The organism is Pseudomonas sp. S30_BP2TU TE3576, assembly GCF_050436025.1.
Taxonomy (GTDB): Bacteria; Pseudomonadota; Gammaproteobacteria; order Pseudomonadales; family Pseudomonadaceae; genus Aquipseudomonas.
The window spans coordinates 5,770,670-5,796,366 of record NZ_JBNDLK010000001.1 but is presented as its reverse complement, the minus strand read 5'-3'; the positions used below and the strand labels follow the sequence as shown (position 1 = coordinate 5,796,366).

The 25,697-nt window shown below is 61.2% G+C and carries 21 protein-coding genes; 10 read left to right on the top strand and 11 right to left on the bottom strand.

Features of this window, described 5'->3' with window-relative positions; genetic code table 11:
• Positions 1-69: 69 nt before the first annotated feature.
• The 5 genes from ABIA48_RS26515 to ABIA48_RS26495 all read left to right on the top strand — a co-directional run bounded on the left by ABIA48_RS26515 (position 70) and on the right by ABIA48_RS26495 (position 7,503).
• Positions 70-1,461, top strand: coding sequence for a GntP family permease (locus tag ABIA48_RS26515; protein ID WP_310062651.1), 1,392 nt, complete (start codon positions 70-72; stop codon positions 1,459-1,461).
• Positions 1,462-1,468: 7 nt separating this feature from the next.
• The gene (hbdH, locus tag ABIA48_RS26510; RefSeq protein ID WP_007984643.1) at positions 1,469-2,242 is read left to right on the top strand and encodes a 3-hydroxybutyrate dehydrogenase; all 774 of its coding nucleotides are present in this window, start codon (positions 1,469-1,471) and stop codon (positions 2,240-2,242) included.
• A 219-nt stretch (positions 2,243-2,461) separates the two neighbouring features.
• On the top strand, positions 2,462-4,417 hold the full coding sequence (locus tag ABIA48_RS26505; RefSeq protein ID WP_429492493.1) for an acetoacetate--CoA ligase: 1,956 nt from the start codon (positions 2,462-2,464) through the stop codon (positions 4,415-4,417).
• A 204-nt stretch (positions 4,418-4,621) separates the two neighbouring features.
• Positions 4,622-7,159, top strand: a complete 2,538-nt coding sequence (locus ABIA48_RS26500; RefSeq protein ID WP_429492491.1) for a PAS domain-containing protein — start codon at positions 4,622-4,624, stop codon at positions 7,157-7,159.
• 68 nt (positions 7,160-7,227) lie between these two features.
• On the top strand, positions 7,228-7,503 hold the full coding sequence (locus ABIA48_RS26495; protein WP_007898282.1) for a peptidylprolyl isomerase: 276 nt from the start codon (positions 7,228-7,230) through the stop codon (positions 7,501-7,503).
• 161 nt (positions 7,504-7,664) lie between these two features.
• On the opposite strand, the gene ABIA48_RS26490 is transcribed toward ABIA48_RS26495, so the two are convergent.
• From ABIA48_RS26490 to ABIA48_RS26455, 8 genes are all read right to left on the bottom strand, one after another.
• Complete coding sequence (locus ABIA48_RS26490; RefSeq protein WP_429492489.1) at positions 7,665-8,600, bottom strand: sugar kinase; 936 nt, start codon at positions 8,598-8,600, stop codon at positions 7,665-7,667.
• A gap of 140 nt (positions 8,601-8,740) precedes the next feature.
• Complete coding sequence (locus ABIA48_RS26485) at positions 8,741-9,958, bottom strand: amino acid deaminase (protein WP_429492487.1); 1,218 nt, start codon at positions 9,956-9,958, stop codon at positions 8,741-8,743.
• Positions 9,959-9,997: 39 nt separating this feature from the next.
• Entirely contained in the window at positions 9,998-10,762 is a 765-nt protein-coding gene (locus ABIA48_RS26480) for an IclR family transcriptional regulator (RefSeq protein WP_429492485.1), read from the bottom strand.
• Between the two features lie 146 nt (positions 10,763-10,908).
• The gene (locus tag ABIA48_RS26475) at positions 10,909-11,298 is read right to left on the bottom strand and encodes a RidA family protein (RefSeq protein WP_277529124.1); all 390 of its coding nucleotides are present in this window, start codon (positions 11,296-11,298) and stop codon (positions 10,909-10,911) included.
• Between the two features lie 30 nt (positions 11,299-11,328).
• The gene (locus ABIA48_RS26470; RefSeq protein WP_007984631.1) at positions 11,329-12,123 is read right to left on the bottom strand and encodes an amino acid ABC transporter ATP-binding protein; all 795 of its coding nucleotides are present in this window, start codon (positions 12,121-12,123) and stop codon (positions 11,329-11,331) included.
• The gene (locus ABIA48_RS26465) at positions 12,120-12,782 is read right to left on the bottom strand and encodes an amino acid ABC transporter permease (protein ID WP_204933707.1); all 663 of its coding nucleotides are present in this window, start codon (positions 12,780-12,782) and stop codon (positions 12,120-12,122) included. Before ABIA48_RS26465 ends, ABIA48_RS26470 begins: the two co-directional genes overlap by 4 nt.
• A gap of 8 nt (positions 12,783-12,790) precedes the next feature.
• On the bottom strand, positions 12,791-13,453 hold the full coding sequence (locus tag ABIA48_RS26460) for an amino acid ABC transporter permease (protein ID WP_033063194.1): 663 nt from the start codon (positions 13,451-13,453) through the stop codon (positions 12,791-12,793).
• A gap of 51 nt (positions 13,454-13,504) precedes the next feature.
• Positions 13,505-14,353, bottom strand: a complete 849-nt coding sequence (locus tag ABIA48_RS26455) for a transporter substrate-binding domain-containing protein (RefSeq protein WP_429492481.1) — start codon at positions 14,351-14,353, stop codon at positions 13,505-13,507.
• Between the two features lie 371 nt (positions 14,354-14,724).
• Here ABIA48_RS26455 and wecB point away from each other — a divergent pair, with 371 nt between their 5' ends.
• The 4 genes from wecB to ABIA48_RS26435 are packed head-to-tail and all read left to right on the top strand — an operon-like array spanning position 14,725 to position 22,077.
• The gene (gene wecB, locus ABIA48_RS26450; protein ID WP_429492479.1) at positions 14,725-15,879 is read left to right on the top strand and encodes a non-hydrolyzing UDP-N-acetylglucosamine 2-epimerase; all 1,155 of its coding nucleotides are present in this window, start codon (positions 14,725-14,727) and stop codon (positions 15,877-15,879) included.
• Positions 15,876-18,050: a cyclic di-3',5'-guanylate-activated glycosyltransferase NrfB gene (gene nrfB / locus ABIA48_RS26445; protein ID WP_429492478.1), complete on the top strand. Its 2,175-nt coding sequence runs from the start codon at positions 15,876-15,878 to the stop codon at positions 18,048-18,050. The genes wecB and nrfB overlap by 4 nt, the downstream gene beginning before the upstream one ends.
• Positions 18,047-21,211: an NfrA family protein gene (locus ABIA48_RS26440; protein ID WP_429492476.1), complete on the top strand. Its 3,165-nt coding sequence runs from the start codon at positions 18,047-18,049 to the stop codon at positions 21,209-21,211. Before nrfB ends, ABIA48_RS26440 begins: the two co-directional genes overlap by 4 nt.
• Positions 21,211-22,077 (top strand): DUF4434 family protein, encoded by an 867-nt coding sequence (locus ABIA48_RS26435; RefSeq protein ID WP_429492474.1) that lies wholly within the window; start codon positions 21,211-21,213, stop codon positions 22,075-22,077. Before ABIA48_RS26440 ends, ABIA48_RS26435 begins: the two co-directional genes overlap by 1 nt.
• A gap of 30 nt (positions 22,078-22,107) precedes the next feature.
• Here ABIA48_RS26435 and ABIA48_RS26430 read toward each other — a convergent pair whose 3' ends face one another.
• Positions 22,108-22,512: a MerR family transcriptional regulator gene (locus ABIA48_RS26430; RefSeq protein ID WP_429492472.1), complete on the bottom strand. Its 405-nt coding sequence runs from the start codon at positions 22,510-22,512 to the stop codon at positions 22,108-22,110.
• 76 nt (positions 22,513-22,588) lie between these two features.
• Here ABIA48_RS26430 and ABIA48_RS26425 point away from each other — a divergent pair, with 76 nt between their 5' ends.
• Positions 22,589-23,812, top strand: a complete 1,224-nt coding sequence (locus ABIA48_RS26425) for an NADH:flavin oxidoreductase/NADH oxidase family protein (RefSeq protein ID WP_429492470.1) — start codon at positions 22,589-22,591, stop codon at positions 23,810-23,812.
• A gap of 122 nt (positions 23,813-23,934) precedes the next feature.
• On the opposite strand, the gene ABIA48_RS26420 is transcribed toward ABIA48_RS26425, so the two are convergent.
• Together ABIA48_RS26420 and ABIA48_RS26415 are read right to left on the bottom strand one after the other, a co-directional pair.
• Entirely contained in the window at positions 23,935-24,480 is a 546-nt protein-coding gene (locus ABIA48_RS26420; protein ID WP_429492468.1) for a vWA domain-containing protein, read from the bottom strand.
• Between the two features lie 119 nt (positions 24,481-24,599).
• Entirely contained in the window at positions 24,600-25,607 is a 1,008-nt protein-coding gene (locus ABIA48_RS26415; RefSeq protein WP_429492466.1) for an ATP-binding protein, read from the bottom strand.
• Between the last annotated feature and the right edge of the window lie 90 nt (positions 25,608-25,697).

Here is a 25,697-nt window from a genome sequence, read left to right as displayed (position 1 = left end):
ACAAAACTCGCTATACGCCTCTCTACCCGGTTTCACCCTACAAAAATAACAACCCAGGAGAGACACACCATGAGTGTGATCATTGCCTTGGCAGCGCTCGCGCTGCTGATGCTGGCTGCCTACCGTGGCTACAGCGTTATCCTTTTTGCCCCGATTGCCGCCCTCGGCGCCGTCCTGCTGACTGACCCCTCTGCCGTCGCCCCGGCCTTCACCGGGGTGTTCATGGAGAAAATGGTCGGTTTCGTCAAACTGTACTTCCCGGTATTCCTGCTCGGCGCGGTGTTCGGCAAGCTGATCGAACTTTCCGGTTTCTCGCGCTCCATCGTCGCGGCGGCGATTCGCTTGCTCGGCACCCGCCAGGCGATGCTGGTGATCGTGCTGGTTTGCGCCCTGCTGACCTACGGCGGCGTATCGTTGTTTGTGGTGGTGTTCGCGGTTTATCCGTTTGCCGCCGAGATGTTCCGCCAGAGCAATATCCCCAAGCGGCTGATCCCGGCGACCATCGCCCTCGGCGCGTTCTCGTTCACCATGGATGCCCTGCCCGGCACGCCACAAATCCAGAACATCATCCCCAGCACATTCTTCAACACCACCGCGTGGGCGGCGCCGTGGCTGGGCTTGATCGGCACGATCTTCGTGTTCTGCGCCGGCATGCTGTTTCTCCAGCGTCAGCGCAACAAGGCGCAGCGCGCCGGTGAAGGCTATGGTTCGCAGCTGCGCAACGAGCCGGAAACCGCCGCCGACCTCAAGCTGCCCAACCCGTGGCTCGCGCTGTCGCCGCTGCTGGCGGTGGGCATCATGAACCTGCTGTTCACCCGATGGATTCCGCAGGTGTACGGCAAGACCCACAGCCTCGCGCTGCCGGGCATGGCTGCGCCGGTGACCACCGACATTGCCAAGCTCACGGCGATCTGGGCGGTACAGGCAGCCTTGCTGGTCGGCATCCTCATGGTGCTGGTGTTTGGCTTCCAGGCGATTCGCGGCAAGCTCGCCGAAGGCAGTAGAAGCGCGGTCAGCGGGGCGCTGCTGGCGGCAATGAACACCGCCTCGGAATATGGTTTCGGCGCCGTGATCGCGTCCTTGCCCGGCTTTCTGGTGCTGGCCGACTGGCTCAAGAGCATTCCCAATCCACTGGTCAATGAAGCGATTACCGTGACCTTGCTGGCCGGTATTACCGGTTCCGCCTCGGGTGGCATGAGCATCGCGCTGGCAGCGATGTCCGAGCAATTCATCAGTGCCGCCCATGCGGCGAACATTCCGCTGGAAGTGCTGCACCGGGTCGCCGCGATGGCCAGCGGCGGCATGGACACCCTGCCGCACAACGGCGCGGTCATTACCCTGCTGGCAGTTACCGGCCTGACCCATCGCGAAGCTTACAAAGACATTTTCTGTATTACGCTGATCAAGACCCTGGCGGTTTTCGTGGTGATCGGCACTTTCTACGCCACTGGCATTGTGTGAGGTATTCATGACGACTCTTTCGGGCAAGACTGCACTGGTCACCGGTTCCACCAGCGGCATCGGCCTGGGGATAGCCCTCAGTCTGGCCAAGGCCGGGGCCAACCTGATCCTCAATGGTTTCGGCGATGCGTCCAAAGTTATTGCCGAGGTGGAACAGTTTGGCGGCAAGGTCGGCCATCATCCGGCCGATGTCAGCGATCCGGCACAAATTGCCGACATGATCGCCTACGCCGAGCGTGAGTTCGGCGGCGTCGACATTCTGGTCAACAACGCTGGCATTCAACACGTGGCAGCAGTGGATGAGTTTCCGGTGGAACGCTGGGATTCGATCATCGCCATCAACCTGTCGTCGGTGTTCCACAGCACCCGCTTGAGCCTGCCGGGCATGCGCGCCAAGGGTTGGGGCCGGGTGATCAACATTGCCTCGGTGCATGGCCTGGTCGGTTCGGTGGGCAAGGCTGCCTATGTCGCCGCCAAGCACGGCGTGATCGGCCTGACCAAAGTGGTCGCACTGGAAACCGCGACCACCCAGGTCACCTGCAACGCGATTTGCCCAGGCTGGGTGCTGACGCCGCTGGTGCAGAAACAGATCGATGATCGCGCCGCGAGCGGGGTTGATCCACAGCAGGCGCAGCATGATTTGCTCGCCGAGAAACAGCCGTCGCTGGAGTTCGTGACACCACCGCAATTGGGTGAACTGGTGCTGTTCCTGTGCAGCGAAGCCGGCAGCCAGGTACGTGGCGCGGCGTGGAATGTGGACGGTGGGTGGTTGGCGCAGTAATCATCTGCCAGACCCCTGTGGCGAGGGGGCTCGCCCCCGTTCGGCTGCGCAGCAGTCGTAAATTCAATACTCGCGGTATATGAATTGAAATCGGGGGCAGGTTTTTGGGGCGGCTTCGCCACCCAACGGGGGCAAGCCCCCTCGCCACACAAGCCCCCTCGCCACAAAAGCCTGCGCCACATCAGCTTGTGTGAAGGCATAAAAAAGAAGAGGCAAACCATGTCCGACATCCTCTGGCAACCTGACGCCAAACGCATCGGCAAGACCCGCATGGAGGCCTTCCGGCGCTTCATCAATCAGCGGCATCACCTCAAGATTGACGACTACCCTGCCCTGCACCAATGGTCCATCGAGCAACGCCCGGACTTCTGGCAGGCGATCGTCGATTTCTTCGACATTCGCTTTCATGAGCAACCCGACGCCGTGCTGCTCGAAGGCCCTCAGATGCCCAGCGCCCAGTGGTTCCCTGGTGCCACCCTGAACTTCGCCGAACACTTGCTGCGACGTCGTGACGACGCCATAGCCGTGGTCGCTGTCGGCGAAAACGGTCAACGCGAACACTTGACCTGGGCCGAACTGGCCGAACACGTCGCCGGTTTTCAGAATGGCTTGATCGCCGCCGGCGTCATTGTTGGCGACCGGGTCGCCGCCTGCATGCCCAACACCTGGCAAACCCTGGTGGCCATGCTCGCCACTACCAGCCTTGGCGCTGTCTGGTCCTGCTCTTCACCGGACTTCGGCACTCAAGGGGTGGTAGACCGTTTCGGCCAGATCGAACCGAAGGTGCTGGTGACCTGCGCCGGCTACCGTTATGCCGGCAAGGACATCGACCAGACCGCCAAGGTCAATGAAATCCTCGAACGCCTGCCGTCGTTGCAGCAGTTGATCGTGGTTCCGTATGCGCGGCCACAGGCGCACATCGTAGACTTCCGCACCCCGGCCAATGTGACGCTGTGGGACGACTTCTATGAACCTGGCGGCGAACCGGATTTCGTCCCCGTGCCCTTCGCCCATCCGTTGTACATCCTCTACTCCAGCGGCACCACCGGCGTGCCCAAATGCATCATCCACAGCACCGGCGGCGTGTTGCTGCAACACGTCAAGGAACATGGCCTGCATGGCGATCTCGGCCCCGGTGAACGCCTGTTCTACTACACCACCTGTGGCTGGATGATGTGGAACTGGCTGGTTTCGGCGTTGGCGGTAGGCAGTGCGGTGGTGTTGTACGACGGTTCGCCGTTCCAGCCCGACCCGCAACGCTTGATCGACCTGATCGACGACGAACGCATCAGCGTCTTCGGCACCAGCCCTAAATACCTCACAACCCTGGAAAGCAGTGGCATCAAGCCGCGTGAGACTCATGACCTGAGTAGCCTCAAGATGTTGCTTTGCACCGGTTCGGCGTTGTCGCCGCAGAGTTATGATTTCGTCTATCGCGACTTCAAGGCTGACGTGTGCCTGGCCTCGATGTCCGGCGGCACCGACATCGTCTCGTGCTTTGTCAATGGCAACCCGATGTCGCCAGTGCGGCGTGGCGAAATCATGGGCAAGAGCCTGGGCATGGCCGTCGAAGTGTGGAATGACGACGGCCACCCGGTGATCGGCGAAAAAGGTGAACTGGTCTGTACCCGCCATTTCCCGGCGATACCCGTGGGCCTGTGGAATGATCCGGATGGCGAAAAGCTGCGCAAATCCTATTTCAGCCTGTTCCCCGGTGTCTGGGCCCAGGGCGACTACGCCGAACAATTGCCCCATGGCGGAATGATGATCCACGGCCGCTCCGATGCCGTGCTCAATCCCGGCGGCGTGCGCATCGGCACGGCGGAAATCTATCGCCAGGTGGAAAAAGTCCCCCAGGTGCTCGACAGCGTGGCCATCGGTCAGCAGTGGCAGGATGACGTGCGGGTAGTGCTGTTCGTACGGTTGCGCGACGGGATCGAACTGGACGAGGCGCTGCAACAGCAGATCCGCCAGACGATTCGCGCCAACACCACGCCACGTCATGTGCCGGCGAAAATTGTCGCGGTCACCGACATTCCCCGGACCATCAGCGGCAAGGTCGTTGAGTTGGCGGTGCGCAATGTGGTGCATGGGCAGAAGGTGAAAAACACCGATGCGCTGGCCAATCCCGAGGCGCTGGAGCAGTTCCGAAACAGGCCAGAACTCATGGATTGAAATAAGGTTACCTGTGGGAGCGAGCTTGCTCGCGATAGCGGAGTGTCAGTTGACATCAATGCAAATTGATCCGACGCCATCGCGAGCAAGCTCGCTCCCACAGGGTACTGTGTCGCCTACCGCTCACCCTGACGAGTCCTCCGCAATCGACCACCTGTGCAAGAATAGACGCCAGCTAAAGCGACGCATGTGCAGGACTCGTTGATGAACGCAATACCGACCGGCAGCGATGCCCAGGCCCTTATAGCCCGACTCGACTGGGCAAGCAGCCCGCTGGGCGCCGCCAGCACCTGGCCTCAGAGCCTGCGAACCGCCGTGGACATCGTCATTCACTCGCCAATGCCGATGCTCCTGCTATGGGGCCCGCAACTGACGCAAATCTACAACGACGGCTTCGCCCTGCTCGCCGGAAGCAAACATCCACACGCTTTCGGACAACCGGCACACCTGATCTGGCCAGAGTTAAAAGACTTTACCGACCCGATATACCGCGCCGTCCTGCAAGGCCAGGTGCGGACCTACAGCGAACAACTCTTTACCCTGCAACGTGAAGGCCGGGAGTCTGACTTCTGGCTCGACCTGACCTACAGCCCGATCCGCGACGAAGGTGCCAGGGTGGCGGGGATCCTGGTCACCGCCATCGAAACCAACGAACGCCGGCGCATCGCCCTCGAACTCGAACAGCGCTCGGCGGCCAGCCTCAAGGCCCAGCGCGAAACCGAGGAGCGCCTGCAACTGGCCCTTGCCGCCACCGACGCGGTCGGCACCTGGGATTGGAACATCAGCGAGGACCGGTTCATCGCCGATGCGCATTTTGCCCAGTTGCACGGCATCGACCCGTCCATGGCCAGTCAATTGCCGATCAGTGAATACCTGCACGGCGTACACCCGCAAGACCGCGCCCTGATCGCTCGCAGCATCAAGCACTGCATCACCCACGGCACCGAGTACGCCGAGGAATATCGCCTGCAGCAAGCTGGTGGCCAGATGCGCTGGGTGTTTGCCCGCGGTCGCTGCTACAAGGATCACCACGGCCGGCCGATCCGCTTCCTCGGCGCAGCCCTGGACCTGACCGAACGCAAACACACCGAACAGGCCCTGCGCCAGAGCCAGACCGAACTGCAACTGATCATTAACGCCATGCCGGTCCTGATCAGCTACGTCGACCGCGAAGAACGCTTTCGCCTGAACAATGCGGCGTACCTCGACTGGTACGGGCTGACGCCGCAAGAGCTTTACGGGCGAACCATTCTTGAAGTAATCGGCGAAGAAGCCTACGCGCTGCGCGCTCCGTACATCACTGAGGCGCTGTCCGGCCGGCCCTGCAGTTTCAGCATCAGCACGCCACACCGCGACGGCAGCATGCGCCAGGCCTTGATAAATTACCTGCCTCGCCACGGTGCAGATGGCGCGGTGAACGGTTTCTACATCTTCGTGATCGACGAAACCGAACGCAAAAAGACCGAAGAAGCCCTGCGCATCCTCAACGAAACCCTTGAGGAACGGGTTGCCGCCCGCACCCGTCAACTGGCCGAGGCCAACGAGCGTTTGCAAAACGAGATGTTCGAGCGTGAACGTGCCGAAGATGCCTTGCGCCATGCGCAGAAAATGGAAGCGGTCGGCCAGCTTACCGGCGGCATTGCCCATGACTTCAACAACATGCTCACCGGCATCATCGGCAGCCTCGACCTGATGCAACGCTACATTGCCGACGGCCGCGTCGCCGAGATTGGCCGGTTCACCGAAGCGGCCGTGTCCTCGGCCAACCGCGCAGCCGCCCTCACCCATCGCTTGCTGGCGTTCTCCCGTCGTCAATCACTCAACCGCAAACCGCTGAACCCCAACGAATTGATCCACTCGCTCGAAGACTTGCTCAGCCGTACCAAGGGCGATCACATCGAGCTCAAACTGCAACTGGCCGAGAACATCTGGCGGGTCAGTACCGATCTCAGCCAGCTGGAAAACGCCTTGCTCAACCTGGTGATCAATGCCCGGGACGCCATGCCCAATGGCGGCGTACTGCAGATCGAAACCGCTAATGTGTACCTCGACGGCAGCGACATCACGACCCTCGAACCGGTCAAGGCCGGCGACTACGTGATGATTGCCGTCAGCGACAACGGCACCGGCATGACGCCTTCGGTGCTGGCCAAGGCATTCGACCCGTTCTTCACCACCAAGCCCATCGGCCAGGGCACCGGTTTGGGCTTGTCGATGATTTACGGTTTCGCCCAGCAATCAGGGGGCCACGTCAGTCTGTTCAGCTTGCCCGGACGGGGCACCAGCGTGCGCTTGTACCTGCCGCGCCTGCATTCGATCGAGTCGGAAAACATCCCGTCGCCCGTCGTCGGCGAGGCACCCGCGGCGATTGCCGGCGAAACCGTGATGCTGGTCGAGGACGATCCGGCAGTGCGCATGCTGGTCCTGGACCTGCTCAAGGAACTGGGTTACCGCGCCCATGAAGCCGAAGATGCCAAGGGTGCCCTGCCGCTGCTGGAGTCGGACCTGCGGGTGGACCTGCTGGTGACCGACGTGGGGTTGCCGGGCATGAACGGCCGACAACTGGCAGAAATCGCCCGCCAGCGTCGTCCCGAACTGAAGGTGCTGTTCATGACCGGTTACGCGGAAATCGCCGCCGAGCGCCAGGGTTTCCTCGAAGAAGGCATGGATATGGTGGCCAAGCCGTTTTCCATCGACCTGCTGGCCAACAAGATTCGCACGATGATCGGTCAACCGAACTGAGTTGAGGCATAATTGCGCGCCCCCCGCTACCACCCACATAGCCAGCATCGTTGCAAGGTAACTGTCCCATGAAAGCTCAAGCCCGCCATATTCTGGTGAAGACCTCGGAAGAAGCCGAGCAGCTCAAACAACGCATCGCCAAGGGTGAAGCGTTCGATGTACTGGCCAAGAAGTATTCGACCTGCCCATCAGGCAAGCGCGGCGGTGATCTCGGAGAAGTGCGCCCGGGGCAGATGGTCGGTGTGATCGATGCGGTGATCTTCAAGAAACCGCTGCGGGTGGTGCATGGGCCGATCAAGAGCAAGTTCGGGTATCACCTGGTGCAGGTGTTTTACCGGGATTGAAGGGGTTGTCGGGCCTCTGTGGCGAGGGGGCTTGCCCCCGTTCGAGTGCGCAGCACTCGTAAGTTTGCTTCACCTGGTATGTCAGACAAACCCGGTCGAGAGGTTTTAGGGCTGCTTCGCAGCCCAACGGGGGCAAGCCCCCTCGCCACAGATAATGCATTTCAATCTCTGGGAATCAACGCCCCCGGCACCTGAATCACCCGGCTCGCCAATCGATGCCCGGCCTCGGCGGCCTCCCCCGGGCTACCACCCTTCAGGCGCGAGGCCAGATACGCAGCACTGAACGAATCTCCTGCCGCCGTGGTGTCCACCACCCGCTCGACCTTCTGTGCCGGCACCTCGAATGACTCTCCATCACAATGAATCAGGCACGCCTGCGCGCCGCGCTTGAGCACCACTTCCGGCGTACCGATCTGCTCATACGCGGCAAACACTGCTTCACAATCGGCATAACCAAACAACGCCTGCTCGTCCTCCACCGTCAGCAACGCCAGATCAACCTGCGGCAGCACACAGCGATACGCCGCCTGTGCCTCTTCGACCGACGCCCACAGCCGTGGCCGGTAGTTGTTGTCGAACACAATTCGCGCATCGCGCTGACGGGCTTCAATCAGGGTGTCCAGCAATTTTTCCCGACCTTGAGCGCCGAGCACTGCCAGGGTGATACCGCTGAAATACAGCACGTCATAATCCGGCAGCGCTGCCAGGATCGGTGCGGCGGCCGGCGTAGTGAAGCAATCACGCACCGCCGCTTCATTGCGCCAATACAGAAAGCGTCGCTCACCGGCGGCATCAGTCTGGATGCAATACAACCCCGGCAGGCGTCCAGGCAGGCGCTGGACCATTTCGAGGCCGATATTTTCCGCCGCCCAACTCTGGCACATCGCGTCACTGAAACTGTCATCGCCCAAGGCGGTGACGTAGTCCACGGTGCCGTCCTCTCCCAGTTCCCGGGACAGGTACACCGCCGTGTTCAAGGTATCGCCGCCGAAGCTTTGTTGCAGGCTGCCGTCGGCGCGATGCTGCAACTCGATCATGCACTCGCCGATCAGGGCGATGCGGGGAGTGTTGGGGCCCAGGGTGTTAATGGTGTTCATGTTGTGCGATCTCAGATGTTTCGGTGTTGTCTGGCAGGGCCTCATCGCGAGCAAGCTCGCTCCCACAGGGATTTTGTGAATGCCACAGATCCAATGTGGGAGCGAGCTTGCTCGCGATGGCAGCACCTCGGTCCTGAATCTTAGAAACAGGTTTCCATGGTCTCGATGACGTTCAGTTGCTCATCCACCAGACAGCCGACACGCCACTTGTCGAACGTCAGGCACGGGTGCGAAGTGCCGAAGGAAATGATGTCACCCACCCGCAGATCCACCCCCGGCGCTACGGTCATGAACGCATGCTGGTCCATCACCGCGGTCACTTTGCAGGCACTCACATCATCGCCCTTGGCCGGCACGACGCCCGCCTTGTAACGCAGTAATGGCACCGGTAAACCGGCGTCATAGGCCACGTCGCGTTTGCCCAGGGCAATCACCGCGAAGCCCGGCTCCGGCAACGACTGCACGTGCGCCCACACTTCCAGCGCCGGACGCAGGCCTTCGTGCAGGTCACTGCGACGGTCAAGCACGCAGCACTGCGCTTCCTTGTAGATGCCATGGTCGTGAGCCACATAACTGCCGGGACGCAGCACGCTGAGGAAACGTCCGGCAGCGTTCTGCGCTTCGAAGGATTCGGCAATCAGGTCATACCAGGCCGAACCCGACGCGGTGATGATCGGCTTGGCAATGGCGAAGGCGCCGCTGTCCTGCAACTGCACCGCCAGGCGCACCAGTGACGCGGCGAAATCGCGAATGCCGGTCACGGCGTGATCGCCATGGATCACGCCTTCATAGCCTTCAATCCCGGTCAGGGCCAGCGCCGGTTGCGCGGCGATGGCCTTGGCCAGGTCGAGCACCTCCTGTTCGCTGCGGCAACCGCAACGACCACCGACCACGCCGTATTCGATCATCACGTTGAGGCGCACGCCACGGGAGGCGAAATAGGCGCCGAGGTCGGCGACGTTGTCCGGGTGATCGACCATGCAATAGAAGTCGAACGTCGGGTCGGCCAGCAGGTCGGCGATCAGCGCCATGTTCGGCGTGCCCACCAACTGGTTGGCCATCAGCACCCGGCGTACGCCATGGGCGTAGGCCGCACGGGTTTGCGTGGCACTGGCCAGGGTGATGCCCCAGGCACCGGCGTCCAGTTGGCGACGGAACAACGCCGGGGTCATGCTGGTTTTGCCATGGGGCGCCAGTTCCGCCCCGCTGTCGCTGACGAACGCCTGCATCCAGCGAATGTTGTGTTCCAGCGCCTCACGGTGCAATACCAGCGCGGGCAGGCTGACGTCACGCACCAGGTTGGCACCGATCGGGGCAGCGCCTTTATCCACGTTGGCAGTATGGGGGGCAGAAGACATGGTCGAACTCCTCGTTCACGCAGCCGCAGGCAGCCGCTGTTATTCGTTGATGCGACGGGCCAGGCTGTTCGCGCTTTCGATCAGCACCCGGCGATAGTCGTTGTAGTTGTTCCTGGCATCGGCCCGTGGGGCGACGATGCACAGGGTCGCGATGGCCACGCCGCTGGGGTCTTTGACCGGCGCGGCGAAGCAATGGGTAAAAGTATCGGCAACGCTATCGAAGGAGAAAAATCCATCGATCCCGGCCTGACGGATTTCCTTGAGGAACTGCGCAAGCTCCAGGCGTTCGCCATCGGGCAGGATGAAGTCGTCGTGATCGATCAGATCGACGATTTCCTGGTCGCTCAGGTGCGCCAGCAACAGGCGCCCGGAGGCAGTCCAGGGGATAGGTGCGTTTTCGCCGATGTCCGAGGAAATGCGGAAATGCCGCTCCCCCTCTTTCATCAGCGCCACGGTGTATTTGCGCCCGTTGAGCAGGCACATCTGCGCGGTTTCATGGGTCTGGCTGACGATTTCCTGCAAGGCGTGATCGGCCTCGCGAGTCAGGTCGAAATGCCGCAGGTGCGCCTGCCCGAGAAAGTACAACTGGCGGCCGAGGTAGACGTGACCGTCCTTGCCCACTGGCTCCAGGATGCGCCGTTCCAGCAGCGAGGCCACCAGTTCGTAGACCGTGGACTTGGGGCTGCCGATGCCATTGGCAATGTCGTTCGGGCGCAGGGGCTGGCCGATCTCCTTGAGGAAATCGAGGATATCGAACGCCCGGTCCAGACCACGTGCCCGGCGCTTGATGGTGTCTTCGGTCATGTCAGTGGTTCCCATTCATAATGCCGGGAGTTTACCGAGAGTGCGGCGGCGACTGTTAGGCCGCCTTCGCGAGCAAGTCCGCTCCCACAGAGAAACGCATTCCATATGTGGGAGCGGGCTTGCTCGCGAAGAATTCGCCGCAAATCTCAGGCCTTTTTCTTGTACGCGATGCAATCGATCTCGACCTTGCAGTCGACCATCATGTTTGCCTGCACACAGGCCCGCGCCGGGGCGTGCTCGGGTTTGAAGTACTCGGAGAAGACCTTGTTGAAACTCGTGAAATCCCGCGGATCCTCCAGCCACACGCCAGCACGCACCACATCTTCCAGGCCGAAACCGGCCTCTTCGAGAATCGCGATCAGGTTCTTCATGGCCTGGTGGGTCTGTTCGACAATGCCGCCAGTAATAATCTCGCCGTCCACCGCCGGCACCTGCCCGGAAACGTGCAGCCAGCCATCGGCTTCAACGGCGCGGGCGAAAGGGCGAGGCTGACCGCCAGCGGCGGTACTGCCGGTGCCGTAACGAGTAATGCTCATGAGTGTTTCTCCTGATTGAACATTGAGGGATCAAAAACGGGTGCTTTTGAGAAATTCCGCCAGTCGTGGCGATTGCGGGCGCTCGAACATGTCCTTGGGCGGCCCCTGTTCTTCGATACGCCCCTGATTCATGAAAACGATCTTGTCCGAAACCTCGAACGCGAAGCGCATTTCGTGGGTCACCAGCAGCATGGTCATGCCGTCTTCGGCCAGGCCCTTGATCACGCTCAGCACTTCACCCACCAGTTCCGGGTCCAGCGCCGAGGTGACTTCGTCGAACAGCATCAGGCTCGGGTTCATCGCAATCGCCCGGGCAATCGCCACGCGCTGCTGCTGACCGCCGGACAACTGACCGGGGAAGTGATCGCGACGTTCCAGCAGGCCAACGCGCTCCAGCCATTTCTCGGCCAGGGCCACCGCCTCGTCCTTGTGCAGCTTCTTGACCTTGAGCAGGCCCAGAGTGACGTTTTGCAACGCCGTCAGGTGCGGAAACAGGTTGAACTGCTGGAATGCCATACCGGTCATGGCGCGATGGCGGGCGATGACTTTTTCCGGGTGGCGAATGCGTTTGCCGTTGACCTCGTCATAACCGATCGACTCGCCGTCGAGCAGGATCTGTCCGCCCTGGAACTCTTCGAGCATGTTCACGCAGCGCAGCAGCGTGGTCTTGCCCGAGCCACTGGAGCCGATCAGCGTCACCACATTGCCGCGCTGCATGGTCAGGTCGACGCCCTTGAGCACTTCCAGCTGGTCGTAACGTTTGTGCAGGCCGCGAATGTCCAGCAGGGGTTGGCCGTTTTGTGCATGGGTTTGAGTCTGAGTCATGGCAAAGCCACCCGCTTTTCAATGTGCCGGCCGAGTAATTCGATGCCGTAGTTGATGACGAAAAACAGAAATCCGGCGAACAGGTAAAACTCCAGGGTCATGAAGGTCCGGGCGATGATCTGCTGGGTACTGAGCAGCAATTCCGCCACACCAATCACCGACAACAGGGTCGAGGCCTTGACGATCTCGGTCGACGAGTTGACCCAGGTCGGCAGGATCTGCCGTAGTGCCTGGGGCAACAGCACGTAACCGAGGGCCTGGTAGAACGTCAGGCCGATGGCCTTGCTCGCCTCCATTTGCCCGAGTGGCAATGCCTGCAACGCACCGCGCACGATCTCGGCGACGTGGGAGCCGCAGAAGAGCGTCAAACCCAGTGCACCAGCCTGGAACGCGCTGATCTGCCAGCCGAGTGCCGGCGCCATGTAAAAACACGCCAGCACCAACACGAACACCGGCGTGCCGCGAATCACATCGACATAAAAACGAAACGGTGCGCGCATCCAGAACTTGCCGTAGGTCAGCACCAGACCGGCGACGACACCAACGAGCGTGCCAAGCAAAATCGCCAGCACCGATACCTGCACACTGGTCAGAAAGCCCTGCCACAGCGGTTCGCGCGCCACCCACAACTCATGCAACCAACTGGGGGATTCGTACATGGGGCCTCCTATCGGCGAATCGCCAGACGCTGTTCGAGATAACGCAGCATCATGGCAATGAGGTAACAGGCCGCCACATAGAGCGCCGTGGTCACCAGCCAGGTTTCAATCACCCGGTAACTCTCGACATTGATCTTGCGCGCGTAATAGGTCAGCTCCGGTACGGCGATGGCCGCCGCCAGCGAGGTGTCCTTGAACAGCGAAATGAAGTTGTTCGACAGGGCCGGCAACACATTGCGCAACATCACCGGTACGGTGACATAGGCCTTGACCTGCCACTCGCCCAGGCCAATGGCCAGGCCGGCTTCACGCTGGCCCTTGGGAATGCTGAGCAAACCGCCGCGGAACACTTCGGTCAGATACGCCCCGGCATACAGCGACAGAGTGATGATGAACGAGGGAATCTTGTCCAGCCGGATCCCCAGGCTCGGCAAGGCAAAGTAGATCAACAGAATCAACACCAGGATCGGCGTGTTACGAATCACCGTGACATACACCGACGCCAGCACCCGCAATGCGCGATGCCTGGACAGCAAAGCAAACGCCATCATCAGGCCGATCACGCAGCCGATGGCGATCGACACCAGGGCCAGTTCAAGACCCAGGCCGAGCCCCGCCAGCAAGGTGTCGAAATCGCGCCAGACGGCGGCAAAGTTCAACTGATAGTTCATGGTCAGCAGTACCTGAACGGGGCGATTCATAACCGCCCCGCTCTCACGGGATCATTTGAATTCGACAGGGAAACCAATCGCGGGAGTCGCCAGGTCTACGCCGAACCATTGCTTGAACGATGCCGCGTAAGTCGGGAACTCAACGCCGGTCATGGCTTCATGCAGGGTGGTGTTGACGAAGTTCAGCCAGTCCTGATCGCCGCGCTTGACCGCGCAGGCGTAGGTTTGCGGGCTCCAGGCGTAGGCCGGGCTGCGATAACGGCCAGGGTTCTGCACCATCAGGTACTTCACCGAAGACTGGTCGGTGGCCGCCGCATCGGCACGGCCGGAGTTCACGGCCTGGTACATCAGGTCCACGCTGTCGTACTGGTCAACCTTGGCCTTGGGCAGCGCCTGGTGCACCAGTTCTTCGGCGTAGACGTTTTGCAGAACCGCCACGGTGAGACTGTCACCGGCGGCTTTCATGTCATCGATTTCCTTGTACTTGCTGTTCGCCGGCAGCAGCAGGCCGACACCTTCGCGGTAGTACGGCAGGGTGAACGCCACTTGCTGCGCGCGGCTGGCGGTCACGGTGATGAACTGGCAACTCATGTCGACCTTGTCGGTCAACAGATTTGGAATCCGCGCATCGGACGACTGCACCACAAACTCCACCTTGCTCGGGTCGTTGAACAACCCTTTGGCGACCATTCGGGCGATATCGATATCAAAACCCTGCAACTTGCCATCCGCGCCCTGGAAGTGCCACGGCGCGTTGGTGCTGCCGGTACCTACAATCAGTTTGCCGCGGGCCAGAACGCTGTCGAGCTTACTGTCCGCCGCCTGGGCAACGCCCATGGCAGCGGCGGAAACCGCGAACAGAAAAACACACGCTTTGAACAAGGAAGGTCGGCGATGCATGGCAAGCACTCCAGGGTGATGTTTATTCCGCTATACCGGAACATGGTATGTAACAACGGAATAGACAGCAGAAAGTGTGCCACAGGATGTGGAGGCCATGTGAGGGAGATTGAAATTTGTTTTGAATCAGAGGGATGCGTACAAACAGGAAAAAACGTTACCAAACGCACGGACAGACAGACGCTACCGTTGGCTACAGGGAGCGGGTATGTGGTTCACAACCTGGCGCACATGAACCAATTCGAAGCAAGACCAGCAATTCAGAGCAGCTCATTAGACAACCCCCCATCCGATTGCTTTATTCTATGTTCACGAAATAGCCGGTCTTAACAGCCGCGACGTATCCGGCGTGTGCAATCCCAGGAGGGGTAATGACATTTAAAGTCATGATGGTTTTTGGTACACGTCCGGAGGCCATCAAGATGGCACCCCTGGCGCTGGTCCTGCGTAATTGGCCTGGTATCAGCCTGAACATCTGTTCCACTGGCCAGCACCGGGAAATGCTCAAGCAGGTCCTCGACTCGTTCGAACTGACGGTCGATGAAGACTTGCAGGTTATGACCCAGGGCCAGACCCTCAATGGTCTTTCTCAACAACTTCTGGCACACCTCGACAAAGCCTATGAACGCGTGCAACCGGATATCGTGCTGGTACACGGCGACACCACCACCAGTTTCATTGCCGCCCTCGCCGCCTTCCATCGCCAGTTGCCCATTGGCCACGTCGAGGCGGGTTTGCGTACCGGTAACTTGCGCGCACCCTGGCCGGAGGAAGCGAACCGGCACCTGACCGGTGTCATCGCCGACCTGCATTTCGCGCCGACCGCCAATAACGAAGACAATCTGCTACGCGAAGGTGTACCCAAGGCCAACATCGAGGTCACCGGCAATACGGTGATTGATGCACTGGTATGGATGCGCAATCACCAACAGCAAGTCCACTGGCACCCGGCCGCCGACTCGCCGCTGGCCGTGCTCGACGACACCAGGCGCATGGTGCTGATCACCGGGCACCGCCGGGAAAACTTCGGCGGCGGCTTTCGCAACATCTGCCTGGCCCTGGCCACCCTCGCCGAACGTTATCCCGATGTGCAATTCGTCTACCCGGTGCACCTCAATCCGCAGGTGCAAAAGGCGGTCTACAGCGTTCTCTCGGACAAACCCAATATCTATCTGGTGGCGCCGCAGGATTATCAGCATTTCGTCTGGCTGATGGACCGTGCGTATTTCATTCTCACCGATTCCGGTGGCATCCAGGAGGAAGCCCCCGCCATTGGCAAACCGCTGTTGGTGCTGCGCGATGTCACGGAGCGGCCATTGGCGCTTGAAGGCGGGACGGTGGTGCTGGTGGGCACCGATACCGACCGTATCGTCAATGAATCGAGCCTGTTGCTCGATGATGACGCCACCTTCCAGCGCATGAGCCGAGTCCATAGCCCTTATGGTGACGGACACGCCAGCGAGCGCATCGCCAATCGCCTCGGCATCTGGCTGAAACACCGTGCGGCGGTGGGTAAAGCCGTATGAGCCTGGCGTTTGTCGACTTCTTTGCCTATGCGTTGTTCGGACTCAAATACCTCGCCATTACCCTGGCCTTGCTGATGTTCATTCTCGGGCTCGATGATCTGTTCATCGACCTGGTGTACTGGACCCGCAAACTGATCCGACGCTGGCGGATCTATGAAAAATTCGAGCGCGCCGATGAACAACGGCTGTACTCCATCGGCGAAAAGCCCCTGGCGATCATGGTACCGGCGTGGAACGAAGTCGGCGTGGTCGGCGAAATGGCACGCCTGGCCGCCTCGACCATCGACTACGAGAACTATCAGATTTTCGTCGGCACCTACCCCAACGACGCCGAGACCCAGGCCGACGTCGATGCGGTGTGCCTGCATTATCCCAACGTGCACAAAGTGGTGTGCGCCCGTCCCGGCCCCACCAGCAAGGCTGACTGCCTGAACAACGTCATCGACGCGATCCTGCGTTTTGAAAACGATGCAAAAATCCAGTTCGCCGGCTTCATCCTGCACGATGCCGAAGACGTGATTTCGCCTATGGAATTGCGCCTGTTCAACTACCTGCTGCCGGCCAAGGATCTGATCCAGATTCCGGTCTACCCCTACGCCCCGGAATGGAATGGCTTCACTGCCGGCCACTACGTCGACGAGTTCGCCGAGAACCATGGCAAGGACGTCATCGTGCGTGAAGCACTGACCGGGCAAGTGCCCAGCGCCGGGGTCGGCACCTGCTTCAGCCGCAAAGCCATCACTGCCCTGCTCGAGGACGGCGACGGTATTGCCTTCGACGTGCAGAGTCTTACCGAAGACTACGACATCGGTTTCCGCCTCAAGCAAAAAGGCATGAAGTGCATCTTTGCCCGCTATTCGGTGACCGACCCGAAACTGGCACTTGAACAACCCTGGGTGTTCGGCATGGACCGCGCGTTTTCCCAGGTGATCTGCGTGCGCGAGCACTTTCCAAGGGACTTGCAGTACGCGATCCGGCAGAAGTCGCGCTGGATCGTCGGCATTGTGTTCCAGGGCACCAAGAATCTGGGCTGGAGCCGCAAAGGCCTGCTCAATTATTTTCTGTGGCGCGACCGCCGTGGCCTGATTGCGTACCTGTTGAGCTTCCTGGTGAACATCCTGCTGGTGGTGTTGCTGGCGATGTGGCTGGTCACCGTGATCGCGCCGGATGCCTGGCGGTTCCCGTCGCTCCTCGCCGACAGCACGTTGTTGGCGAGCCTGCTGTGGCTCAATGGCCTCATGCTGCTCAATCGGCTATTCCAGCGTGGTTGGTTTGTCACCCGTTTTTACGGGCTGGGCGAAGGACTGCTGTCGGCCCCCCGGATGGTGTGGAGCAACTTCGTCAATTTCTTCGCCAACCTTCGGGCACTGCGCCAGGTGATGGCAATGGGCGATTCGCGTCGCGTCGCCTGGGACAAGACCACTCATGAATTTCCGGCCCTGGCCGAAGCCCAGCGCACCCCGCTGGGCCATCGGTTAGTGGAAAAGGGTTTGCTCACCGAGGATCAACTCGAAGCCGCGATCACCAACCCGGTACGCCGGCGCCTCGGTCAGGAACTGCTACTGCGCGGACACATCGACACCACTCAACTGGTGCAGACCCTGGCCGAACAGCTGGACCTGGAATGGGCGCCACTCAATCCGTTCAAACTCGACAAACGCCTGATCGACGCCGTGCCACGCAAGATCGCCACACACTACGGCGTGCTGCCGGTCGCCGAGGAAAACCAAACCCTGGTGCTGGCCTCCGAAGGTCCGGTGAGCCAGGTGTCTCTGGGAGCCATCAGCCGTCAACTGAAACGCCCGGTGCGTTGCCGTCTCGCCCCACAAGGCCGGGTTACGCTGGGGATCCGCTTCTGGTACGCCAGCCCTCGTCAAAACGAAGAAGTACATCAGATGCTTAGCGTGCTTGAGCAAAATCAGGACGACGAAGACCTGATCGAGCGCGTCAGCCATCACCAGATACTGCTGGGCAATCTGTTGCAAGTGCGCGGCATGGTGCCGCCGACCCTGTTCAATCAGGCGCTGATCGATTTCGATGCGGAAAAAATGTCTCTGGGCGAACACTTGATTGACCGCGGCATGATCACTCAGGAAATCCTTGAACAGGCCCTGGCCGATCAGGCGAGCGAACAACACGCCGCCTACCGCATTGCCCGGGAGGCCGCATGAAGCCTGTCCATCGTCACACCTTGTTAGCCGCTAGCCTGTTGCTCTGCCTGAACACGACGGCGTCGGTGCAGGCAGAGCCGTTAACCGACTTCGAACAGTTCCGCAGTTACCCCTATATGGATCGCGGTTACCGCGAAGCGAAGCAAGGCAACTGGAAGGAAGTCGAACGGCTGATGCGCCACCTGCTGAGCAAAGTGCCGGAAAACGATGAAGCGCGGGCACTGCTGGTGCAATCGCTGACCATGCAGCAACGCTACGAAGACGCCGTGCAAGCGCTACCGGATACCCCGGCCAACAGCGAAACCCTGCTCAACCTGCGCCTGACCTGGATCGAACAGGATCCGCCGGACAGCCAAAAAGTGGAGCAGTGGATAGCCACCAGCAATCTGGACCAGCGCGTGCGCCTGTGGCAGGCCTATAGCGCGAGCCTGGCCAAGCGCGGCGGCGCGTCCCCGGCCCATGACTGGCTGGCGCAACTGCCGCCCAAAGGTGATGAGCGAGCCCTGCACCTGGCCCTGGCCAATTGGTCCGAGCAATTGCGCGATTGGGATGGCACCATCAAAGAGCTGGAGCCCCTGGCCGCGAACCGGCAACTCGACGCCCAAAGCTGGCAACGCCTGGCCAACGCCTACGTGCAACGCCTCGACGAGCAACCCTTGCAGCAATTACTGCAAACAGCGCCAAGCCCTGAAGCCGCGCGCAAGACTCGATTGGCCATGGTCGATCGGGCGATTGCCATGGGTCACATCCAGCAGGCGCAACGCTGGATGCAAACGCTGCCGCCCGCCGACCTTGCCGACCCGGCACAACGCCAGCGCCTGTGGGAGCTGGCGCGGCAAACCGGCGACAGCGCAACCGTGCAACGCTTGAGTGGCGAGATGCAGCGTCCGTGCCTTGAGACGGCCGAGTGGCTGTCCCGCCACGACCCGCAAGCCGCGCTCAGTCAGTTGCAAAGTTGCCCACCCGACGCAGATCCGCAGACCTGGCTGATTCTCGCCCAGCGTCTGCAAGCGACCGAACTGCTGCAAAACACTCGTTTGCCGGAACCCTGGGACACGCGACGCCGTGAACGACTGCTGGACGCCTGGCAGGATGAGGGCCGCAGCGACAAAATCATGGCCTATCTCGCCAGCCAGCCGCAAACCGCCGACGTGGTCAAACGCCAGGCCGAAATGCTCCAGGCATCGGGGCGCAATGCTGAAGCGGCGAAGCTTTGGGAGCGTCATTACCAGCAGACCGGCGACTTCAATTCGCTCAATCAGACGACGTATTGGCTATTGAATGCCGGTCAGCGTGATCACGCGCAGCAGCTGCTCGAAAACGCTTACGACCACCACAACGGCAAATTACCCAGCGCCCTGTTGCAGCGACTGGCGGGACTGTATGCCTCGTCGACACCGACCCCGGCGCAACAGCAACGCATGGTGACACTGGTCAATCGCGTCGATCCCGCCACACGCGGTGAACTGCTGGCGCAACTGGCGGAAAAAGGCCAGTGCGATGCGGTACAACAGGCAACCGGCAATCAACCACAAAGCGCTGGCGACTACCGCGCCCTGGGTCGTTGCGCCATGCCCAATCGCCCCGGTGAAGCGGTGGTGTACTACCAGACCGCAGAAAAACTCGGCGACAAAGGCAGTCGCCTGACATTGGCCTATGCTTTGGAGGCTGCCGGGGATTCAACGGGTGCGCTGGCCATCTGGCGGAGCATTCCGGACGCAGAACTCAGCGATAACGCCAGTCTCACCGCCAGCCGCAGTGCCCTCAATGCGGGCGACACACAAGCAGCCGAACGCTACTGGCAGCAAAGCCGCAGCCGTGGCGCCAATGAATGGGCCCTGGGCGCTGCGATTGCCGATGCCCAGGGCGATCATTCGCTCGCATTGCAGCGCCAGCGTTCCGCCCTGCAACAGGCTCCCGATGCCGGGCATTTCTACGCCGCATCGGTCACCGCACAAAAGGCCGGCGACCTGCCACAAAGCACGGCCTGGCTGGCCGAAGCGGTGCGCCGAGAACCGGACAATCCACGCTATCGCGCTGACTACGGCATGCGCCTGTCCGGTGCCGAGACCAGGGAAGAACGCGCCCGCGCCATTGCGTATCTGCAAAGCGCCACTAAAGATTTCCCGGAAGACTATCAACTCGGCGAAACCCTGGCCTGGCGTTACGACGAAGTCGAGGACAGCGCCTCGGCCCGCAAGGAACTGCAGCGCGTGATCGACCTGGAGCAAAACCCGGTAGCGGCAGACGACGAGGATGGCAGCATGGAAGCGCGGCGTTATCGCCAGCGTCGTGCCCATGAATCCCTGTCCCGGCGCGATACCTTGACCTTCGCCAGTACCTGGTCGCCAGCCGGGGTCTCGACCAACGACTTCCTGCGCCCTGATGAAAGCATCGGCTCTCGACGGCGCTCGACTCCGCAGAACGTGCAAATGGCCATGTGGGACCATGCTCTCGGTGAAGAACCCAGCCGCGCAGGCAGCTCGCTGTCGGCCTACGGACGGGTGTTGCTCGGCGGCCAGAGTCGCTCCAGTTATGCGCAGTCCATCGCCACCGGCGTGGGCCTGCGCTACAAACCCTGGGGTACGGCAAATATCAATTTCTACGGCGAGATCTACAAGCAAAGCCAGTTCGATGATCAAGACAACCACGGCTTGAGCCTCGGCCAGATGCTGGTCCCCGAAAAGGTCTCCGATCAGGCTGACGATCATCGTGAGGATGGGCACACCACTACCGACTATCTCCTGCGTGCTACTGCGTCGTTCCTCGATCAGGGGCGATATCGCAACGACTGGCGCGTCGACGAAAGCGATTGGGAAGAACGTTTCCTCTATGTCGACGCGGCGTGGTGGACCAAGGCCGGTGACCACCAATGGTTGTCGCGCTTCCAGCAAGGGCACGCCTGGAAGCTGCCATTCAACAGCGCGCAAACGCTCATGCCGTACGGTTTTCTCGAATTCGCCAGCCAGGACCCGAGCAACGACTGGCGCCAGGATCTGCGCACCGGTCTCGGCCTGCGTTGGCAATGGTGGTTCAACGACAATATCTACAACGCCTATCGCGCACACCTGACGGTCCGCACCGAGTATCAACAATCGCTGGGCGGCAATCTGTATGAAGGCGCCAACGGCGTGCTGCTGGGCGTGGAGTTGAATTTCTGATGAGGCGACTTCTTTTGGCCTTGTGCCTGCTGCTGGGCGGCGTGACGACCCATGCCGACGAGCGGATTTTCTATCAGCCGCTCAATGCCGACGCCAACCTGAGCCAGGCGCAATGGCAGCGGATCTGGCAAGACACCGCCCGCCAAGGCACGCACACGGTGATCGTGCAATGGACGGCCTACGGTGATTCGGACTTTGGCGGCGCCAACGGCTGGCTCGCCACCAGCCTGAAACAGGCCCAGGCCCAAGGCCTGAAACTGGTGCTGGGTCTGCGTATGGACCCGGCCTATTACCAGCGCATCAATGAGCTGGACAGTGCCGGACTGGCAACGTACTGGCAGGCGCAACTGGGACAGTCGCTGGCCCGGCAGCGGACGCTGCGCAAGGACTGGAAACTCCCGGTCAGCGGCTGGTATTTGCCCATGGAACTGGATGACCTGCACTTTCTACCGCTCGATCGTCGGCAAACCCTGCAACGCCAGCTCAAGGATTTCGCTGGCAAACTCGACGCGCAGCTGCACATCAGCGTGTTCAGCGTCGGCAAACTTTCGCCACAGGTAAATGGACAGTGGCTGGGCGAAGTGGCCAGCGCCGGAATCCAGGTGTGGTGGCAGGACGGCGCCGGAACCGGGCGTTTGCCACCCTTGATTCGCAACGGCTACGCCAATGCACTGCCCTGCTCCATCGGCATCGTCAGGGAAGCCTTCCGGCAAGTCAGCGCTGCCGGACAACCCTTCCGCGCAGAACCGATGCCCCCGCAATCAACATCACCGGGCTGCCACCCGACGTCGGTTTTCTCCCTGCGCTACCGACCGTGGGGCAAGGTGATTCTCGATAACCAGCACAACATCAAGGTCGGCGGCTGAACCAGGCACTGGTCAAGGTCGATACCTGACCTAATGCTTGAATGACGTCATCACCCGTTCGGCATTTTCATCGCAGGTCATGCCTTCGGGCCGGGTCTGAATGGTGTCGATCCATTCCAGCAACTGCGCTTTGCTCTGGGCCAGGTGCCGTTGCATCTCTTCGATCTGCTCGATCTTGCGATGCAGGCCGGCCATCAACTCATCGTGCTTGAACGCGCCCGTCACATTATCCGGCAGCAATTGCTTGAGCTCCTCCAGACTGAAACCGGCCTGTTGCGCGCATTGGATGATTTGCAGGGTTTGCAGCGCCTGTTGCGAGTAACGCCGATATCCGTTGGCAGAACGCTCGACCTGCCGGATCAATCCCTGAGACTCGTAAAAACGGATGCGCGATGCGGTCAACCCGCTCAACTGTGCCAATTCACCAATTTTCATCGGGACCTCATTTGTCTGCTTGACATTAAAGTTAACTTTAAGCTTAGGCTCTGCTCATCACTTCGAGGAGTCAAGCATGTCGCCCTTCCAAATATTGAAATTGCCCAACGGTCAGACCATCGGTAATCGCATTGCCAAAGCCGCCATGGAAGAGAACCTCGCCGATACCGATCAGGTGCCCGACCAGGCGCTGTTTCGCCTGTATCAAGCCTGGGCCGGGGGCGAGGCCGGCTTGTTGCTGACCGGCAATGTGATGATCGACCGCCGCGCCATGACCGGCCCCGGCGGTGTAGCGCTGGAAGACGAGCACCATCTGGAACGCTTCCGCCAGTGGGCCAGTATCGGCCGGGCCGGCGGTGCGCATTTCTGGGTGCAGCTCAACCATCCTGGCCGCCAGACCATGGCCAACCTTGGCCAGCAAGCTCTGGCGCCGTCGGCGGTTGCACTGGATCTCGGCCAGTTCTCGAAGATGTTCGCCGAACCCAAACCCATGAGCGAGGACGACATCCAGGAGGTAATCCGACGCTTCGCCAGCAGCGCCGCACTGGCGGAGAAAGCCGGTTTTACCGGAGTACAGATCCACGCCGCCCATGGCTACCTGATCAGCCAGTTCCTTTCGCCATTGACCAATCGGCGCACCGATCAATGGGGCGGTTCGCTGGAGAATCGTGCGCGCCTGCTGTTGTCCGTCGTCAAGGCAGTCCGCCAAGCGGTGTCGCCACAATTTTGTGTGTCGGTGAAGCTCAATTCAGCGGATTTCCAGCGCGGCGGTTTCGATGCCGATGACGCGCGGCAGGTCATCCTGTGGCTCAACGAACAGCCGATCGACCTGCTGGAACTCTCCGGTGGCAGTTACGAAGCACCGGCCATGCAAGGCGAAGCCCGGGACGGCCGGACCCTGGCACGGGAAGCGTACTTTCTGGAAATGGCCGGTGAACTGGCCAGCGTGGCGCGTATGCCGGTGATGGTGACGGGCGGGATCCGCCGTTTGGCAATCGTCGAACAGGTACTCGACAGCGGCATCGCCATGGCCGGCATCGGCACTGCGCTAGCCGTGGAACCACACTTGGTCAAGCACTGGCGTGAAGGCCAGAACAGCCATCCGCAATTGCCGCCGATCCGCTGGAAGCGCAAGCCCCTGGCGGCGCTGGCAAGCATGGCGGTGGTGAAGTTCCAGCTGCATCGCTTGAGCCGTGGGCGCAAAACCCGGCCTGACGTGTCGGCGTTGTGGGCGTTGATTGTCGACCAGTTGTACATTGGCAGGCGCACCCGGCAGTATCGGCAGGCGATGGGCAAGTAATGCAGAATTGATGTTGGCTGACCCGCCGCCTTCGCGAGCAAGCCCGCTCCCACATTTGGAATGCGTTGCCCCCTGTGGGAGCGGGCTTGCTCGCGAAGAGGCCGGCCCGGGCAAAGGAGAACTCAGCCAGGAAGCAGCTCGTCGATGTGCCGATATTCCGCCTGCAACTGCGCTGCCAACACCCGGCTACGCCCAAGCCGAATCGGCCCGCGCTCGATGTCGATCAACAACCCCGGACACGCAAGCACAGGCAGCAGCGGCCAGTCCTTCAGCCGGCCATCGGTCACCAGCAACAAGCGCTGCTGCTCTGCCGGAAAACGCTTTTGCCGTGCCGCAAGCCATTGTCCCGCTTCGCTCAAAGCCGCCAGCAACGGCGTACCACCACCGGCGCCAAGGCCGTCGAGCCAATGGCGCAACCCGGTCGAAGCCTTCAATCCCTGCACCTGCCACTTGGGGGCAGAGCCGCTGGCCGTGAGCAGGGCCAGTCGCGCACGCTGGCGATAGGCATCGTCGAACAACTGCGCCAGCAAGCCCTTGGCATCACTCAACGCCTGATGACGGCGGGTCGAAGCGGAGGCGTCAACGATCACCAGCCACAGTTCATGGGGCGCACGAGTGCGCAGGTGAAACAACAGATCGTCGCGCTGACGCGGCCGGCCATTGAGCAATGTACCGGGCCAGTTGACCGAGCCATTGCGTGCGGCGTGACGCTTACCCTGCTTGCCGTGGTCCAGCCGCCCGGCTCGGGGTCTGGCATTCGCCCCCGCGTCGCAGCGAGGGCGAATGCCTAGGGCTTTTTTGGCCAGCTCGGCACTTCACGTCGTGCGCCGACCGCCAGCGCTTGGGCAGGCAATTCGCCCCACTGGCCCTGCCCTTCACCCGGATTGTCGTTCTGCGGCGCGGTTTGTGGCGCAGTTTGGGATTGCGCAGGTGCCGGCGGCGAATGCTCGCGACGACGATGGCGCAAGGCGAACTCGGCGACTGCGTCGATATCGGCCTCGGCGATGGCGTTCGCCCCGCGCCAGGCGGCGTGAGCCCGGGCGGCACGGAGCCACACCAGATCGGCACGCAAACCATCGACGCCAGCGGCAAAGCAACGTTCGGTAATGTGTGCCAGTGCCTGGTCGTCGAGGGGAATGCTTGCCAGCGCATTACGTGCGTTCTGGCAACGTACACGCAAAGACGCCTGCGCGGATTCCCATTCAGCGCAGAAACCTTGCGGGTCGCTGTCGAAATCCAGGCGACGGCGGATAATCTGGCCTCGTTCGGCAGGCGCGGTGTGGCCACCGAGGGCGACGTTCAAGCCGAAACGGTCGAGCAGTTGCGGACGCAGCTCACCCTCTTCCGGATTCATGGTGCCAATCAGCACGAACTTCGCCGAGTGCCGATGGGAAATACCGTCGCGCTCGACCAGATTGGTGCCGCTGGCGGCCACATCGAGCAGCAGGTCAACGAGGTGATCGGGCAACAGATTGACCTCGTCGACGTAAAGCACGCCACCGTCAGCCTTGGCCAGTACGCCGGGGGAAAACTGTGCGCGACCTTCGCCCAGTGCTGCGTCGAGATCGAGAGTGCCGACCAGGCGCTCTTCGGTGGCGCCCAGCGGCAATGTGACGAACTGCCCGCTGGCCAGCAGGTCCGCCAGACCGCGAGCCAGGGTCGACTTGGCCATGCCTCGCGGGCCTTCGATCAAGACACCGCCGATTTTCGGGTCGATGGCAGTCAGGTACAGGGCCAGCTTCAAATCGTCGGCGCCGACCACGGCGGAGAGCGGGAAATGCGGGGTGTCGGTCATAGTTCTTTCTCAGTCATGGTCGGTGATGTCACAGGCACCTATATCCCTGTGGGAGCGGGCTTGCTCGCGAAGAGGCCATCACATCCAACA